The following is a 17,757-nucleotide window of genomic DNA, read 5'->3' on the forward strand; positions in this document are numbered from 1 at the left end:
CTGGATGCATTCAATGTCTTTGCAAACCAATTGGCAGCATCTAACATATTGTAATTACTTCTATGGACGCGGCACGTCTTAACACGAGTTCAGGTTAAGTAAATATTATAAAAGCAAATGCCACTCAAGGTTTACTTTTCAGAGCAATTTGGCGCATACTGATTGACCCTATTTGAGCTGATTAAATCGATGCCTGTTAAAGCTGTTCCACAAAAAAATTCAGACGCTAAGGTTGAAAAACTGAAGGTCCCACCTCACTCTATTGAAGCTGAGCAATCAGTTTTGGGTAGTATGCTCATAGCCCCTGATTCGTGGGATAAAGTGGCTGAAGTGGTGGTGGAAACAGACTTTTACAACCGCTCACACCAAATTATTTTCCGCGCTATTGTACGCCTCCTAACCAAAAGTCATCCGATTGATTTAATTACTGTTTCTGAAGATTTAGAAGGTATGGATGAGTTAGAGTCTGCAGGTGGCTTTGCGTATTTAGGTGAATTAGCCAAGAATACACCTAGCTCAGCCAACGTATCTGCTTATGCACAAATAATCAAAGAACGTGCGGTGATCCGTGAGCTGATTGGCGTTGCCCATGTCATTGCTGATACAGGGTATAATCCTGAAGGTCGCAACAGCGGCGAAATTCTCGATATGGCTGAGAGTAAAGTATTCGAAATAGCTGAGAAACGCACCGGCAAAGATGAAGGCCCAAAGAATGTCGAGGCGGTGTTAACAAAAACCATCGATCGTCTTGAAATTTTAGTTAAAAGTAATAAAGAGGTCACCGGTGTGTCTACGGGTTACACCGACCTAGATAAAAAAACCAGTGGCCTGCAACCTTCTGATTTAATTATTGTAGCGGCCAGACCCTCAATGGGTAAAACTACCTTCGCGATGAACTTATGTGAAAATGCTATGCTGCTCGAAGAAAAGCCAGTTTTAGTATTCAGCTTAGAAATGCCTGCTGAGCAAATTATGATGAGGATGTTGGCATCGCTGAGCCGAGTCGATCAAACAAAAATTCGAACGGCTCAACTTGATGATGAAGACTGGGCAAGAATGTCGAACACCATGGCCATGCTAAAAGACAAAGACAATCTGTTTATTGACGATTCTTCTGGATTGACCCCTATGGATGTGCGTACCCGAGCAAGAAAATTAGCTCGTGAAAAAGGAGGGATCAGCCTGATCATGATTGATTATCTACAATTAATGCAGGTACCTGGATTGAGTGATAATCGAACCTTAGAAATTGCTGAGATATCACGTTCTCTTAAATCCTTGGCAAAAGAACTAGAAGTACCTGTTGTTGCTTTATCGCAGTTAAACCGGAGCCTTGAGCAACGCAGTGATAAACGCCCCATTAACTCAGATCTACGTGAATCAGGGTCAATTGAGCAAGATGCCGATTTAATTATGTTTATTTATCGAGATGAAGTTTATAACGAACAAAGCACAGATCAAGGTGTGGCCGAAATTATCATTGGTAAACAGCGTAATGGTCCAATAGGTACATCTCGACTGACGTTCCAAGGTCAGTTTTCACGTTTCGATAATTATTCTGGACCTGCTGTAGAAGATAAATACTAATCACCACTAATTTATAAACAAAAAAAGAGATGCAATTGCATCTCTTTTTTTGAATTCAGTAACTTATCTTTCTACTTTCATTCTTTTGCTTGCCGTTACTTTTGCAGTAATACGACGGTTTACTTTATTTGCTGCTGCTGTATTGGATGTATCCAACAACTGATTTTCGCCAAACCCTTTAGCTTTTATACGAACACTATCAATACCATACGTATTGATCAACAGTGTTTTAACCGCTTCTGCACGCTTTTGAGACACCGTCATATTGTAATCAGCATCACCAGGCGCTGAGGCATGGCCTTCAATTAGAGTATCTGTTGCTGGGTAACGATTCATAAAGTCAGTAAATTCCTGAAATTGTGCATCATCAGGGTTATTAATAACCGAACTGTTATTTCCAAACAATACTTTTATATCTATCGATACTTGCTCTTCTGTAAATACACTACAACCATTTGCATCGACTTTATCTGTCATCGGTGTGTCTGCACATTGATCTTGCTCGTCTAAAATACCGTCTTGGTCAGCATCTAGTATTAAGCTACATCCTTTGGCACCAACTTTTGTTCCAGCCGGTGTATCAGGACACATATCAACATCATTTAAGACTCCGTCACCATCAGAGTCAAGCGCACAACCTACGTTATCAACTTGAGTGCCTATTGGAGTGTTAGCACATTGATCTATGCTGTCAAATACACCATCATTGTCACTGTCTTTAGACGTTGTCGATACTGTTGAACCGCCAAATGTATATGCGAGGCCCACTTTATATCCCATATGAGTATCGCCGCCATCTATAAGCTGATAGACAGCAACTTCAGTGATAATTTTAAAATCGTTACCCACATCCCAATGTTTACCCAGACCGAAATTGCCCATTAAATCCGTGTCATTGAAATTTGTAATTTTTACACCACCAAAAACATACATTAGGTCGTCTGGTAAAAAATATAAAGCATCAACACCAACTCTATTCCCAGACTTATCTGTAGGAGTTGCATCGATGTTCAAGTGAGCTACTTCTAATCGTGTAGCCCACTCTGGACTAAATTTAAATCCAAATTCTGCACCAAGACCAACACCATTATCTAAATAATCTGGAAAACCAGATCCTGATTTATCAGTTGAATAATATTCAATAAAGCCGGCAACCCACTTTTCACTATCTTCAGTTTGGGTTTGTGCATTTACACTCAAAGATGCAGCCACTGCACTTAAAATCAATAATTTTTTCATTTTAATTCGTCCCTTCATTATCATTCCAAATTGTTTCGCATATTTTTTTGATCAAATATATGCATACTTGTAAATCAACTACTTTATTGTGTTTAGATACCTATGTACCGCAAATAGTCACAATTAAATTACGACTTTCTGCATTAACTCGGTGTTCACCCAATAATAGTCCTTGCCACGTAAACTGGTTTTAATATGGGCCGGCATGTCATCTGCTCCCTCATGGTTTTATAAGTAATAGGCCATATGCTCTGGCACTATCTTTTTGATATGCGACTCTACATCTTTGCGCACAATAGGATTGGCGTTTTCATTAATAGTTAAGCCAGCGCTATTTTGCTGAATAAAAAGATGCAATGAACCTACTTAGACTTGTCTCAAACCTTAAGCTGATTGAGTTTCTTAAATGATATCCCCTGCTTTAAGAGGATCAAACGATAGATTATTGTAACCGCAGGTATCTATGTACTTGTTACTTGTTAAAACACATTTCTAAGTAAAGATTACCCGATGCATGAGAAAACGGCATCACCATTTTTTTACCATCCACCTGATGGTTTATAGTGTGATTTTCCCCAGAAACAACAATAGGGGTGGCCATACCAAAATCATAGCCTTTCTGGCCCAATTCGTTTTTGGCTCCACCGCATATCATATTGGTGATTTCACCCACCATATCTTGTACGTCAGCATCAATACTGGCAGGTTTCTCCCCTAACATTTTGTGCATAATTTCTAACACTAGACCCTCATCAAAAGAAATAGACATGGAACCCTGGACTTTTTCACCCACCATACCAATCAATCCAGAAATCTGCCCTCCCGCTGTATTATCACTTTTCTTTTTGGGTTTGCCTGGCAATAACTCAATTTGTGCCATGGTTTGCATTACGTTGATTAAAGCAGCGATAAAGGGATTAATAAACTCAGCGTTCATTGGATGAAATTTTCCTTATTGAATTTGAATTTGAATTTGGAATTGAGTTTGAGTTTGGGTTTGAATTTATTGGCAAGCAGCACAAGTACCGTGAGCTTCAATTGTTTGATTTACTATATTAAAACCAACAGTTTGAGCTTGTTTATCTAAGGTATCTTTTAAACCTTCGGATTGAATTTCTTTGACATCACCACAAGTATCGCAAATTAAAAATTGTACAGGGTGATTACAATCAAAATGATGACAGGCTACAAAAGCATTAGTGGATTCTATTTTATGAATGAGACCAAACTCTAGGAGAAAATCTAAAGTTCTGTAGACAGTAGCTGGCTTAGCGTTAGACTCGGTTAGTTTAAGAGCGTCCAATAACTCATAGGCACCTACAGCACCTTGTTGTTCGAGTAATAATGCATATACTTTCTCTCGGAGCAGAGTAAACCTAGCCCCTTTGTCTTCACAAAATTGCCTAGCTTTGTACACCTGATCCGCAATAGAATGTTGGCAAATATCAGTCACATTTATTCCTTCCAAAAAAAGCATCTAATAATAACACTATTTTTTATAGGTTGCTTATTTTAAGCATTTAATATTAGTAATACGCTACTACTTTAGACAATATTAATGATTCGATACTCTATCAAAGTATATTTCTGTGCTGCGTTTTACTGTGTTAAATTAAGATAGAACATTTGATTTTTGGTAACTATATGATCGAACAAAATATATCGGTAACCGCCGAAACAAAAGCTATTTGGTTAATTTTTAGCGGTGAAAAAATTTTTCAATTTACTGATAACACAGGATTAATGATAGAAACATGGGAGACACTCAGTTTTGCTCATGCGTATCATGATCAAATTGTTCGAATAGGTAGTCATCGCGACTTACCTTGCTTCCTGATTGATATGGGCAATGAACATATTGAGCACGAACAACTTTCCCTTGTCAGTATGCGTGCTTTATTAATGCAAAATCAGACTAGCTTTTTTGGCATTGCTGCTAGAGCATGGCAAATTGCACTTTTTATGCGTACACATAGGTTTTGTGGCCAATGTGGTAGCGCTATGCAACAAATAGATTGGGAAATGGCTATGCAGTGTTCACGATGCCAGCACCGCTGTTACCCTAGAATTTCACCTTGTATCATTGTGTCTATCCGCCATAACGATAAAATATTGTTAGCTCAAGGTAAACCGCAACGCTCTCGGCAAATGTTTTCGACTTTAGCTGGTTTCGTAGAAAGTGGTGAAACACTTGAACAGGCAGTTCACAGAGAAGTATTTGAAGAGGTAGGCATACAGGTTAAAAACCTGCGTTACTTTTCAAGCCAACCTTGGCCTTTCCCTCACTCTTTAATGATTGGTTTCTTGGCAGATTTTGACTCAGGGGAGATAAAAGTTGACGGCAAAGAAATACTTGAAGCATATTGGTTTGCCCCCGACAAATTACCCAATATTCCACCCAAACAATCAATTGCTGGAAGACTTATTGAGCATACACTCGAAGAAATAAAACAACAGAAAAACATCACTGCGCCGACGCATTCCTAGAATAATAGCGCTTATATCAACCGAAATAAAAAACCCCACATAAGTGGGGTTTGAATATCTTAGCGTCTTGGTCTCGTTAGCGAGATTCTTATTTTAATTGCTTTCGCGACATAGTTATAACAGAGAAAACTCTTAATATGCAAGTTTTTGCTAGATAGAGTTCAATTTACCCTTCTTTCAATGAATAAAATCGCTACAATACAGTCCTTTTTAAGCCCTTAGACTAGCAGGGCAAGTTACTTCTAATTTGAGGAAATCAATGCAGCCATTGCAAAACGACCGATATTTACGAGCATTGTTACGCCAACCTGTAGACATTACACCGGTATGGATGATGCGCCAAGCAGGTCGATATTTACCTGAATACAAGGCCACTAGAGCTGAAGCGGGTGACTTTATGTCACTCTGTAAAAATGCTGAATTAGCCTGCGAGGTCACACTTCAGCCGTTGCGCAGGTTCGATTTAGATGCGGCCATACTATTTTCCGACATCTTGACTATTCCTGATGCCATGGGATTAGGTTTATATTTTGAGACCGGAGAAGGCCCAAAATTTGAAAGGCCATTAACGTGTATGGCTGATATTAAAAAATTACCCGTTCTGGATCCCGAAGTAGAATTGGGTTATGTGATGAATGCAGTTCGCACTGTTCGCAAAAATTTAAATGGCACAGTGCCTTTAATTGGTTTTTCTGGTAGTCCTTGGACGCTGGCTACTTACATGATTGAGGGCGGCTCAAGTAAAGCTTTCACCAAAATCAAAAAAATGGCCTTTAGTGAGCCACAAGCATTACACCTTTTACTCGATAAACTAGCTGATTCAGTTATTTTGTACCTGAACGCACAAATTGCCGCCGGTGCTCAATCAGTGATGGTGTTTGACACATGGGGTGGCGTATTGTCAGGTCGCGATTACCAAGAGTTTTCACTGCAATACATGCATAAAATTGTTGATAGTCTCACTCGCGAAAACGACGGGCGTAAAGTGCCGGTTACTTTGTTCACTAAAAATGCCGGTTTGTGGTTGGAATCTATCGCTGCAACAGGATGTGACGCTGTGGGTCTAGATTGGACCGTTGATATGGCTGATGCAAAAGCACGTATCGGCGACAAAGTTGCATTGCAAGGTAATATGGACCCATCTATGTTATATGCACCGGCTGCCCGTATTGAACAAGAGGTGCAACTTATTTTAGATGGCTTTGGAAAAGGAAATGGTCATGTGTTTAATCTTGGGCATGGCATTCATTTAGATGTACCGCCTGACAATGCCAAAGTATTTATTGATGCGGTGCATAAATTGAGCAAACCTTTTCACCAATAAATAAGCACTTAGTCCTTTTTAGTAAAAGTGACTATCTCTCCTGAGGCACACAGCTGCTGTGCCTCAACTTTACTACAAGCCTGATCTATTTTAAGTAATCCTATGCCGGATCCATTTGATAGTGTGGTCAGTGTGTGAGCATTTGGCTTACGATGTCTAACCAGCATGTTTCGTCTCTGAGTAAACCAATTTAAAGGCGAATATTTGCTGTACATAATGCGATTAAGCCTGTCGAACCATTTTAGCAACCTATCAGGAAATTCGTTTTTGATACCACTGCTGGTTATCTGGGTAATGTTCGGGCTATTATGTCTGAATCTTAGGGTAATGTCATACACAAATGAATAGTGCACATCACCTGATAAAATAACAAAGTTCGGTGGGGTTTTACGGTTACGAAAAATATTGAGCATCACACTGGCGGTGCCTTTATGTGCCATCCAGTTTTCTGCATCGACGGTCAGAGCTCTTCCAAAAAAAGTAAAAATACGTTGTATCGTTTCTATCAATTTCACACCAAAAATAGGTGCCGCTGAGACCATAATCACAGCCTCTTGGCCGATTAACTCTTGCTGTAATTCACACAAGGCTTCCCAGTCCATAAGCCCTGAGGGTTTACTTAAACTTGATTCAGAACGCCAACGCTGAGTACGTGTATCCAATACCACCAGCTTAGGTGATGTTCCCAGGCAGTAGTGCCAGTGCTCCCACTCAAGTAAATTTTGAACCAGTAGATCATGGTGAATGACGCCATTTTCAGTAAAAAACCCACGGCAGGATTCAAATAACGGTTGTAACTTGTCTGGGTCATTGCCCCACCCCTGACACAACCAATATCCCGCCAGCGCATTACCCACTATTCGTTTGGCAAACAAATTACCATATACCGCATCCTCCCAGCCACGGGTTAAATTCCAATCATCAGTAATATCATGGTCATCAAAAATCATGTAAACCCGCACATGGGCTAAGGCTCTTCTGACTTTATCTAAACCAACAACAAAATTTTCAATGATAATCTGTTCTTTCGAAAATTTTTGTTTAAAAGCTTCGGGGATTGTCGCATCACTGATGTGCACCCGTTGCCACATTTCGGGTGACCAAGTGAGAATATACATAGCCATCACTTCAGCAAATGAAATTAAGTGGTTATTAGCATTAACCGAGGTAAAAATAGGTTTACGTTTACCTGCAAAAAATTGATTGTAGGTATTGGTTGTACTTGGGTCATCTGGCAGTAGCTTGGGACGTTGATAAAAGCAGTGTTTATGTTCGAATATCTCTCGGCTATTATTTATAGTCGCCCCTTCAAGCTCTTCATGAAACAAACCCAAATTATCAATAGTCTGTTTAATCGCCACCAGCGTTGGTCCTGCTACATCATCAGTATAAACCTGGTCACCAGACATCATTAACAAGTCAGGCGGCTCAATTTTCCCTGTCAATCCTAACTCAATTTGTTGATCAACAATGACTAATCCATCGTTACTATCGTGGTGGGGCTTTCGGCAAGAGCCGTGTAACATTTGTCTAATTTGTCTGCGGATCAAAAAACTAGGATAAGATTGACCTGAATATAGTAATGAGGGCAGTAATTCACATAGATGACTTCTACTGCCATCTTTGTCTAGCAGGCTGATGTCGTAACTCACCCGACTTCCAGATGATATTTCGACATTAGGCTCTAGAGTGAGCAAATTGACAAAAGCATAAGTGCCTACTTGAACTTGGCAGAGTTGCTTCTCATCTAGCTGCGCATCAAACCAAGTTGCCTGTGGTTGCTGACTAAATAACTCAACAGAAAATTTATAGGCTTTATTGGTTATCAACCAAAAGCAAACTTGCTTTGCATTTGCTCGCCGAACAATAGGCCCAGCTAGTATTTTTGGTAGTGATGTGGGCCTATCTTCAGTCACACTCTGCATACGCTCGGTTATTTAAACAAAGCATTTAAATAAGCAGCAATTCTTACACCACCCATTTGTAGACGCTGTTTTACAATGGGTAGGTTTTGATATTGATAATCCCAGGATAATTTATCATTTTCAGGATATACACTAGCGCGTACCTTGGCACTTTCAGCTATCCACACCTTAGGATCAACTTCCATCCATTGATTAGCCTGCTGCTCAGAAATTTTGCGGCTTAGAATGTTAGTCCATTCTGTATAGGACAATTTTTGTCTGTCAATCAAACCTGAATCCCAAACGCGGTGTAAGTTAGATTCTTCCCAAAAAAACTTCAGCTTAACGTCGTTACCTCCTTTATCAAGACCATTTCCGGCGTGAAAGGGTTGATGTAAGTCACCAATAATATGCACAATAAATCGCAGCGCGAGTTGTTTCTCTGCAAAGCTTGTTTGTGTACTTTTTAGCTGTTTAGCAAACATCTCTAAAGCAGTCACTGCGTTGCCTTCAGGTGGCGGTGCTACGTCTGAATAAGCTTTACCGTCAAACACGTTGACATAATGCCAAGGGTTAGCTGTTTTTTTCCAAAACTCGATAGGATTTGATCTCATCTCATCGGCATAAGTCGAGGCTTCTGCTAAATCTTCATTGACTAACAATTGTCTGATGGCATGTTGTGCTTCAGGTGTTAGATATTGCTCTGCAATCGCCCCTGTTACACGATGTCCAACTTGACCCCAACTTAATGCTTGAAAACTTATTGCTGCCGCAACTACACCCATTATTAGTTTATTTAATTTCATTCTTAATAACTCTTTACTTAATTTTTATTTAATGCGATTTTTGCTAATTGTTCTGTCAACAATTCATGAATTCCACCAAAACTACCATTACTCATCACCAAAATATGATCGCCTGGTTTAGCGTAAGAAATAATCGATTTAATCAACATATGCATATCTTTATATAACATGGCTATTACATTGCTCTGCGACAGTAGATCATCCATTGACCAAGTTAAATTTGATGGTTCAAAAATAAACACTTGATCGGCACTTGACCATGAAGCCGCCAGTGTATCTTTGTGAACCCCCATTTTCATGGTGTTAGAACGAGGCTCTAATACTGCCAAAATTCGGCCATTGCCTACTTTTGCTCTGAGTCCATCAATAGTGAATGCAATAGCGGTAGGATGATGCGCAAAATCATCATATAAAGTAATGCCATTAACTATCGCTTTCACTTCCATACGGCGTTTTACATTAACAAACTGACTTAACGCTGCAACTGCCAAGTCGCTTTTAACACCACTATGTTTTGCCGCGGCTATCGCCATCAACGCATTATTAACGTTGTGTTCACCCATTAGCTCCCAGTGCACTTTGCCTTGAACTTGCCCTTTGAACATAACTTCAAACTCACTGCACTCGGGGTTGCTGTTTTGTACTTGCCAATCGCCGCCTGTAAACTGTACTGGAGTCCAGCATCCCATGTCTAAGACTTTTCGCAGGTTATTATCAGACTTGGGCAGCAGTACCAAACCGTTGTTTGGAACCATTCGTAATAAATGGTTGAACTGTCTTTGAATATCACTTAAATCAGTAAAAATATCAGCATGGTCAAACTCAAGGTTATTCATCACCAAAGTGCGTGGGCGATAATGTACAAACTTAGAGCGCTTATCAAAAAACGCACTGTCGTATTCATCAGCCTCAATAACAAAAAATGGACTTTCACCTAAACGCGCAGACACATCGAAGTTTTGAGGGATACCACCAATCAAAAATCCCGGTTTTAAACCTGCATATTCTAATATCCAAGCTAACATGCTAGAGGTACTAGTTTTGCCGTGAGTGCCAGATACAGCTAATACCCAACGATCTTTAAGCACGTTTTCAAGTAACCACTGTGGACCGCTGGTGTAAGGTAGGTTTCTGTCCAAAACGAACTCTACCGCTTCATTACCCCGGGACAAAGCATTGCCTATAACCACAATATCGGGTTCGTTTTTAAATTGTTTGGTATCGTAACCTTCAAACAATTCGATACCCAGAGACTCTAACTGCGAACTCATAGGCGGATAAACGTTACTATCGGACCCAGTCACTTCGTGCCCTAGCTCTTTAGCTATAGCTGCAATGCCACCCATAAAAGTGCCACAGATACCTAAAATATGTAAATGCATAGATTGCCGTTCAAAATGTCTAAGACCAATAGATTACCAGAACAAAGATCTGTAACCCAATCAACAATGTAAAAAAATACTTCATTATGACGGCTATTGCATGGACATATTTATAATTAGGTTATAAAGAATACGTTTCGGTTACTGAGTTTCTCGTTTATTGAAGGTATAATTATTCTGCTGTAATTATAATAATAAAAACCGAGCTTCACCCCTACCACTTTAAGGCCATACAACTAAAAGGTATTTACGCATAATGAAAAGACTTAACTCGCAACTTCAAGAAGATGGTGCACCTATGGAGCTAATCCTGCTTCTAAGAACATTATTAGCAGGTTGTAAAGAAATTGCTTTTAGGGTCAGTCAAGGTGCCCTAGCCGGTGTATTAGGTTCAACGTTAAGTGACAATGTTCAAGGCGAAAGACAGAAGAAGTTAGATGTAATTTCTAACCAAATCCTAAAAGACATTTTGAGTGAATCAGGTTATGTAAAAGCGATTTCATCTGAGGAAGAAGACGACGTTGTTCCTTGTAATCCAGAAGGCAAATATTTAGTCAGTTTTGATCCCCTAGACGGTTCATCTAACACCGATATCAATAGCTTAATTGGAACAATATTTTCAATTACTCACGCGCCACAGTGGATGAAGCCAGATGATCCCTCCGCTTTTCTGCAACCTGGTACACAAATAGTGGCAGCCGGTTATGTGTTATATGGTCCTTCCGCAATGCTTGCTCTAACTACCGGGCGTGGTACTCATCTTTATACCTTAGATAAAACCCATGGTGGATTTTTGTTAACCACACCTAATGTTAAAGTGCCTGAGAAAACGTCTGAATTCTCAATTAATACATCTAATCAACGTCATTGGGAAGCCCCCATTCAAGCATACATTAATGATTTATTGGCTGGTACAGAAGGCCCTAGAGAAAAGGATTACAACATGCGCTGGGTTGCTGCAATGGTTGGTGATATCCACAGAGTATTATCCCGTGGCGGTATATTTATGTATCCATACGACAAGCGTGATCCGAGCAAAGCCGGTAAATTACGCTTGTTGTATGAAGCCAATCCCATGGCGTTTCTTGTAGAACAAGCAGGTGGTTTAGCTGAAACAGGCACCGGACGTATTATGGAAGTGATGCCGACTGAAATTCATCAACGTGTACCTGTATTAATAGGCTCAAAAGAAGAAGTTGAAACGTGTCTAAGTTACAACAATAAAAATTAATGCCTAGTCCTGAATAATAAATAAAAAAGCCTCTCCCGAGGCTTTTTTATTTTAAACATTATAACAGTGGCGCTATCACTAAACTTACAATCGCCATTACAATGTTCATACATATACTGCACCAGATGTATTTTAGTTATAACAGCGGCGCTATCACTAAACTTACGATTGCCATTACATTGATTAGAATATTCATAGAAGGACCAGATGTGTCTTTAAATGGATCGCCTACTGTATCCCCGACTACCACAGCAGCATGAGTGTCAGAGCCTTTACCACCTAAGTTGCCTTTTTCTACATACTTTTTAGCATTGTCCCAAGCCCCACCCGCATTCGCCATCATCAGCGCGAGTAAAACACAACCTAACAGTGCTCCGCCCAACATCCCACCTAATGCATAAGCACCTAAGCCAAAACCAATCAACGGTGGCACACCTACAGCTATAACACCGGGTAAAATCATTTTTTTCAGCGCAGCTTGAGTAGCGATATCAATACAACGAGCATTATCAGGCTCAGCGGTACCTTCCATTAGGCCTTCAATTTCTCTAAATTGGCGACGGATCTCTTGGATCATTTCAAATGCAGCATCACCTACCGCAGTCATAGTAATAGAGGCAATTAAAAATGGCAGCAGGCCACCAATAAATAAACCTATTAAGACCATCGGATCGCCTAGGTTCAAAGTAAAGTCTGGGTATTTAGTGGTAAGGGTTTCGATAAACGCGGCGATAATAGCTAATGCAGCTAATGCAGCTGCGCCTATTGCAAAACCTTTTCCAATAGCGGCGGTGGTATTGCCAAGCTCATCTAAGGAGTCAGTAATAGCACGGGTTTCTTTTCCAAGTCCTGCCATTTCAGCTATGCCCCCAGCATTGTCAGCCACCGGACCATAAGCATCAATTGCCATAGTAATGCCCACGGTTGCCAGCATGCCAACAGCAGCAATGCCTACCCCGTATAAACCAGATAATTGCGTAGAAGCAAAAATTATTGCACAAATGGTTAGCACAGGAATAACCACAGATTGCATACCGACTGCCAGCCCTGTAATCATCACGGTAGCAGGGCCAGTTTCACCTGCCTCAGCTATTTTACGTACCGGTGTGGACGCGGTGTAGTATTCAGTCACTAAACCAATAATTATGCCGCCCACAGCGCCAGAAACAACCGCCCACCAGACATGGTCACTCACACCTAGATTGGCTACCACAAAATAAGCCGCAACGATAAATATCACTGCTGCTGACATCGTACCCGCACGCAAAGCCACGTCAGGTTTACTGGCTGATAACAATTTAACGATGACTATGCCTGCAACCGAACACAACAAACCGGTAGAGGCTAATGCCAACGGCAAGAACATTAAAGACTCACGACTTCCTAGTAAACCCACAGCCATGGTCGAAGCAATGGCAATAGTGGCAATCATTGAGCCGCAATAAGATTCAAAGATGTCTGAACCCATGCCTGCCACATCTCCTACATTGTCGCCGACATTATCAGCAATTACACCGGGGTTGCGCGGATCGTCTTCAGGAATACCGGCTTCAATTTTACCTACTAAATCAGCACCAACATCTGCACTTTTAGTGAAAATTCCTCCTCCTACCCTTGAAAACAATGCAACTATAGAAGCGCCCATTCCAAATCCATGGATGACGTGTGTTGTGGCCGGATCACCACCAAAGAACCAGTACAGAGATCCTAAACCCAAGAGCCCCATTGACGCGACACATAACCCCATCACAGACCCTCCCATAAAAGCGATAGTCAGCGCAGCAGCTGGACCCTCGTCATGAGCAGCTTGAGTGGTCCGCACATTTGCCTTGGTGGCAGTAAACATGCCCATATAACCTGCAAAGGCAGAACATAATGCTCCCGCAACAAAAGCCATAGTGGTGTATTGGCCTAAGGAAAAATACAAGGCGATACCCACGACTAAAGCAAAAATGAACAACATTTTATACTCGCGGTGCATAAACACCATTGCACCTGAATGTATGGCATCACCTATTTTGATAATAGACGGATTAGAAACAGGTGATTTTTTAATCATTAAATAGATAACAAAAGCGCTGATTAAGCCCGCAAATCCCAAGATAGGTGGCAGGTAGAATAGTTCAGTCATGAAAGTTCCCTGAGTTAATGTGACAATGACACAAAGCAAACCACCATGAATTAATTCAAAAGTGAGTAGGCTTTGCAAACCATTTACGCCAGCCTCTCATTACTAACAACATTCATGAGTACGTGGCTACTTTATTGTTTTATTTACAATTTATTTACATCTTCAATGCAACTATAACGAGAATTTGATATTTAGTTCAAGTTTTAATCAATAATTGTACTTAGTCTGCACTTTAATCACTTTGTTGAGTTTCATCTTGTGTCTCAAGGCATTATAATCTTTGCTATAAAATTCAATAACTTTAGGTATTACTATGAGCCTTAACGCCGTACCCGCTGGTAAAAATTTACCAGATGAAATTAATGTAATAATCGAAATTCCTGCTCATTCTGATCCTGTTAAATATGAAGTGGACAAAGAATCTGGTGCCATTTTTGTTGACCGTTTTATGGCAACCTGTATGCACTACCCTACTAACTATGGTTATGTCCCGCATACGTTGTCTGAAGATGGCGATCCAGCTGATGTATTAGTGATGACACCTTTCCCACTTTTAGCTGGCTCAGTCATCAAGTGCCGCCCAGTTGGAGTGCTAAAAATGACTGATGAATCGGGTATAGATGCAAAAATTCTTGCCGTACCTGCTGATAAGTTATCAACAATTTATCGTGGTATTACTGATATAGATCATATTCCTGAATTAACTAAGCATCAAATACAGCATTTCTTTGAACATTATAAAGACCTAGAGCCGAACAAATGGGTGAAAATTGAGGGATGGGGAGACGCTGCAGCGGCTAAAGCCGAGTTAATCAACAGTGTTAAGTTATACGAAGCAGAAGAACAGAAACCTGCTTTTTAGTAAAGCTTGTCCACATCTAATTTTTTAAACAGCCGGTTTTAACCGGCTTTTTTATGGAAGTTATGGGTAATAGATCAAAAAAGAGATAAACCATGATTAAACTTGCTGTAATTGGGACAAACTGGATAACAGATAATTTTATTCAAGGAGCCTTGCAAACGGGTAGGTTTGAATTGTGTGCCGTCTATTCGCGATCCTTTGGGCAAGCGCAGAATTTTGGCCTCAAATATAATGTGAAGTATTTCTTTGATGACTTAGAGCTATTTGCAAGCTCAACAGAATTTGAGGCTGTGTATATTGCAAGCCCAAATTCTTTTCACAAGTATCAATCAATTCGAATGCTGAAAAGCAGCAAACATGTCATTTGTGAGAAACCTTTAGCTTCAGATTATACCTCAGCACAAGATATGTATAAAACTGCAGAAGAAAATGATGTGGTTCTATTTGAAGCATTTATGACGCCATATTTACCCAACTTTGCTGTTTTAAAACAAAATATTAAAGATATTGGAACGCTTCGAAAAGTGATGTTTAACTACTGTCAATACTCGTCTAGATATCCGAAATTTTTAAGAGGGGAAAACCCCAATACATTTAATCCATCGTTCTCAAATGGCTCCGTAATGGATATTGGTTATTATTGTTTAGGTGCAGCAATAGAGTTATTTGGCGAGCCAAAATCGGTGTATGCTACAGCAGATATTTTAGAATCTGGGGTTGATGGTAATGGCAGCATCATTCTAGGTTATAATGGGTTTGATGCTGTTTTAATGCATTCAAAAACCTCTAATTCATTTTTACCCAGTGAAATTCAAGGTGAACAAGCATGCCTACAAATTGAGATGATTTCGACTTGCAATAAAGTGAGTAGAATCGATCGTAATGGCCATATTACTGACTTGAGTGTAGGGCAAAAAGAAAACCGAATGTTCTATGAAGCAAACGCTTTTGCTGACCAAGTAATCATAAATAAAATTAATACTAAATCAAAAACACGATCCCTAACGTTGGCAAAAGTACTGACTGATGTGCGTATTCAAACTGGGGTTATTTTCCCAACAGACCCATAAACATGACAGCCCTTTTAACAAAGTTAAAAGGGTATAGGCATACACACGACGATGTCTAAAGCGAACTAATCAGAAATCATTTATTGGGCCAATCAAATTCAGGCAAATAAGAACTTATGATAAAAATGATCAATGCAACGTGTTTAATATTATTCTTGTTCAGTCAGATAATATTTGCCAAAGAACCACTAGAGCTTTTTTGGGAAGACATGGTGCCGCCAGATTATCAAACTCCCGATACTCCTTTGAGCCACGACGGCAATATGCTACAAATGGGACTAGATGCGCCCATAGTCGAGAGTCTAAATGGCAAGCTAGTAAAAATACCAGGATTTGTTGTTCCCTTAGAGGGTGACAACGAAACAACCACTGAATTTTTGTTAGTTCCGTATTTTGGTGCCTGTATTCATGTGCCACCACCACCAGCAAATCAAATAGTTTACGTGAAGTTTTTAGACGCGGTGCCGATAGATAATTTATATGATGCTGTTTGGGTCACCGGTACCCTATCCACAAAAGGGTGGGAAGGTGATTTGGCAACCGTGGGATATTCCTTAGTAGGTATCAGCGTCAGTCCCTATGATGGTTAAAAACACTGTAAAACTGCTAAATTAGCAATTAAAATTGTCTATGCTGATTTCCAAGTTCAGATGTAGTGCGTTATTTATATTCACAAATTCGCAGACACAGTACAAAGTTAATTTGATGAATTTTTTGACAAAAATGTCTATTACGCAAAAGCTGTTTCTCATTCCAATTATTGAAACCGTGGGTTTCTTAATACATTTAGGTATTACTACTTCAATAGCCCTAAAAAATGTGGGTTTATTAGAAAACGTGATTAGAAGTGCAATATCCCGCTTTAGATGTCACCAAAAGTGCATTGATCAAAATGGAAAGCATCAAGAACACAGCAATTTACTGAACAAATTCAGAAAACCATAGAACAACTTCAAAATGCGGCTCGTTCTGCAGTAAGTGTCATGGCTAAAGGCACTGAACAGGCGATAACCAGTGTTGAAACAGCCAATAAGGCCGGAGCTAGTTTGACGGTTATCACTGAAACAATTAGCCGTATTACCAGCATGAACGACCAAATTGCACTCTCCACCGGCGATCAACAAAATGTGGCCAGAACCATCAGTAATACTGTCGACGAAATCCATAATCGTACTGAAGAAACGGCCGCCAGTTCCAAAAAGCTTGCATCAGTAAGCTCAGAGCTTGCACAATTAGCTAAACATTTAGAAGGCATAGCTAAACAATTTAAGGTGTAATGCTAAAATCGCCCATAAAAAAACCGCAGATGCTAGTTTTTTTATGGAGTAATTAATATTTCTACCCAGAGTAACTATTAGCCAAAAGCTCGGCTTTTATACTTTTATTTATTGCTACAGCTTGTTTTGACTGATAATCAAAATGCACCATAGTTGTGGTGCCAGTCGCACATTTTTTTTGCTGCTGCCACAACTCCTGATAGACATCAAAAGAACTCCTGCCTATCCGACTGATAAATGTTCTAACCTGTACTTTCTGCCCATAAAAAATCTGCTCTAAAAAATCGACTTTATAACTGGCCAAAATGAGCGACCAGTTTTGCAAATCTAACTCAGGATTAAATAATTTAAAAATAGGCTCACGGCCGCTTTCAAACCAACCCACCAGCACAGTATTACTTACATGAGCCAAGGCATCTGTCTCGTAAAAACGCACATTAAACTCTTCACTAAACAT

Annotated in this window: 15 protein-coding genes and 2 pseudogenes; 8 read left to right on the plus strand and 9 right to left on the minus strand. The window is 40.0% G+C overall.

Annotated features, from left to right (window positions below):
* Nucleotides 1-189 precede the first annotated feature (189 nt).
* On the plus strand, nucleotides 190-1,587 hold the full coding sequence (dnaB, locus tag C427_RS22275; protein ID WP_034898795.1) for a replicative DNA helicase: 1,398 nt from the start codon (nucleotides 190-192) through the stop codon (nucleotides 1,585-1,587).
* A 63-nt stretch (nucleotides 1,588-1,650) separates the two neighbouring features.
* Here the strand turns inward: dnaB and C427_RS22280 are convergent, their stop codons facing one another.
* From C427_RS22280 to C427_RS22290, 4 genes and pseudogenes are all read right to left on the minus strand, one after another.
* Entirely contained in the window at nucleotides 1,651-2,826 is a 1,176-nt protein-coding gene (locus tag C427_RS22280) for an OmpA family protein (protein WP_226991074.1), read from the minus strand.
* A 100-nt stretch (nucleotides 2,827-2,926) separates the two neighbouring features.
* Nucleotides 2,927-3,192 (minus strand): annotated as a pseudogene (locus C427_RS25715) (YjbQ family protein); the annotation flags it as partial.
* Between the two features lie 106 nt (nucleotides 3,193-3,298).
* A complete protein-coding gene (locus tag C427_RS22285; protein ID WP_007635915.1) occupies nucleotides 3,299-3,763 on the minus strand; it encodes a chemotaxis protein CheX in 465 nt (154 codons plus the stop codon).
* A gap of 66 nt (nucleotides 3,764-3,829) precedes the next feature.
* A complete protein-coding gene (locus tag C427_RS22290) occupies nucleotides 3,830-4,279 on the minus strand; it encodes a transcriptional repressor (protein WP_007635913.1) in 450 nt (149 codons plus the stop codon).
* A gap of 191 nt (nucleotides 4,280-4,470) precedes the next feature.
* Between C427_RS22290 and nudC the strand changes: the two genes are divergently transcribed.
* Together nudC and hemE are read left to right on the plus strand one after the other, a co-directional pair.
* On the plus strand, nucleotides 4,471-5,313 hold the full coding sequence (gene nudC / locus C427_RS22295; RefSeq protein ID WP_007635912.1) for an NAD(+) diphosphatase: 843 nt from the start codon (nucleotides 4,471-4,473) through the stop codon (nucleotides 5,311-5,313).
* Nucleotides 5,314-5,572: 259 nt separating this feature from the next.
* A complete protein-coding gene (gene hemE, locus C427_RS22300; RefSeq protein WP_007635910.1) occupies nucleotides 5,573-6,637 on the plus strand; it encodes a uroporphyrinogen decarboxylase in 1,065 nt (354 codons plus the stop codon).
* Between the two features lie 8 nt (nucleotides 6,638-6,645).
* On the opposite strand, the gene C427_RS22305 is transcribed toward hemE, so the two are convergent.
* From C427_RS22305 to mpl, 3 genes are read right to left on the minus strand one after another with little or no spacing between them, the layout of a single operon-like run.
* Nucleotides 6,646-8,562, minus strand: a complete 1,917-nt coding sequence (locus tag C427_RS22305; protein ID WP_007635908.1) for an alkaline phosphatase D family protein — start codon at nucleotides 8,560-8,562, stop codon at nucleotides 6,646-6,648.
* 8 nt (nucleotides 8,563-8,570) lie between these two features.
* Nucleotides 8,571-9,347 carry a S1/P1 nuclease gene (locus C427_RS22310; RefSeq protein WP_007635906.1) on the minus strand — a complete coding sequence of 259 codons (777 nt, stop codon included), beginning with the start codon at nucleotides 9,345-9,347 and terminating at the stop codon, nucleotides 8,571-8,573.
* Between the two features lie 17 nt (nucleotides 9,348-9,364).
* Nucleotides 9,365-10,729, minus strand: coding sequence for a UDP-N-acetylmuramate:L-alanyl-gamma-D-glutamyl-meso-diaminopimelate ligase (gene mpl / locus C427_RS22315; protein ID WP_007635904.1), 1,365 nt, complete (start codon nucleotides 10,727-10,729; stop codon nucleotides 9,365-9,367).
* A gap of 256 nt (nucleotides 10,730-10,985) precedes the next feature.
* On the opposite strand from mpl, the gene C427_RS22320 reads away from it, so the two are divergent.
* Nucleotides 10,986-11,960, plus strand: coding sequence for a class 1 fructose-bisphosphatase (locus C427_RS22320; RefSeq protein WP_007635902.1), 975 nt, complete (start codon nucleotides 10,986-10,988; stop codon nucleotides 11,958-11,960).
* Between the two features lie 136 nt (nucleotides 11,961-12,096).
* Here the strand turns inward: C427_RS22320 and C427_RS22325 are convergent, their stop codons facing one another.
* A complete protein-coding gene (locus C427_RS22325; RefSeq protein WP_007635900.1) occupies nucleotides 12,097-14,091 on the minus strand; it encodes a sodium-translocating pyrophosphatase in 1,995 nt (664 codons plus the stop codon).
* Between the two features lie 313 nt (nucleotides 14,092-14,404).
* On the opposite strand from C427_RS22325, the gene ppa reads away from it, so the two are divergent.
* The 4 genes and pseudogenes from ppa to C427_RS22350 all read left to right on the plus strand — a co-directional run.
* On the plus strand, nucleotides 14,405-14,953 hold the full coding sequence (ppa, locus tag C427_RS22330) for an inorganic diphosphatase (RefSeq protein WP_007635898.1): 549 nt from the start codon (nucleotides 14,405-14,407) through the stop codon (nucleotides 14,951-14,953).
* Nucleotides 14,954-15,045: 92 nt separating this feature from the next.
* A complete protein-coding gene (locus C427_RS22335; protein ID WP_007635895.1) occupies nucleotides 15,046-16,023 on the plus strand; it encodes a Gfo/Idh/MocA family protein in 978 nt (325 codons plus the stop codon).
* A 116-nt stretch (nucleotides 16,024-16,139) separates the two neighbouring features.
* Nucleotides 16,140-16,613, plus strand: a complete 474-nt coding sequence (locus tag C427_RS22340; RefSeq protein ID WP_007635887.1) for a DUF3299 domain-containing protein — start codon at nucleotides 16,140-16,142, stop codon at nucleotides 16,611-16,613.
* A 309-nt stretch (nucleotides 16,614-16,922) separates the two neighbouring features.
* Nucleotides 16,923-17,300: pseudogene (locus C427_RS22350) on the plus strand (methyl-accepting chemotaxis protein); the annotation flags it as partial.
* Between the two features lie 61 nt (nucleotides 17,301-17,361).
* Here the strand turns inward: C427_RS22350 and C427_RS22355 are convergent.
* Complete coding sequence (locus tag C427_RS22355) at nucleotides 17,362-17,757, minus strand: acyl-CoA thioesterase (protein WP_007635885.1); 396 nt, start codon at nucleotides 17,755-17,757, stop codon at nucleotides 17,362-17,364.

The sequence above is a fragment of the Paraglaciecola psychrophila 170 genome (genome assembly GCF_000347635.1).
Classification (GTDB): domain Bacteria; phylum Pseudomonadota; class Gammaproteobacteria; order Enterobacterales; family Alteromonadaceae; genus Paraglaciecola; species Paraglaciecola psychrophila.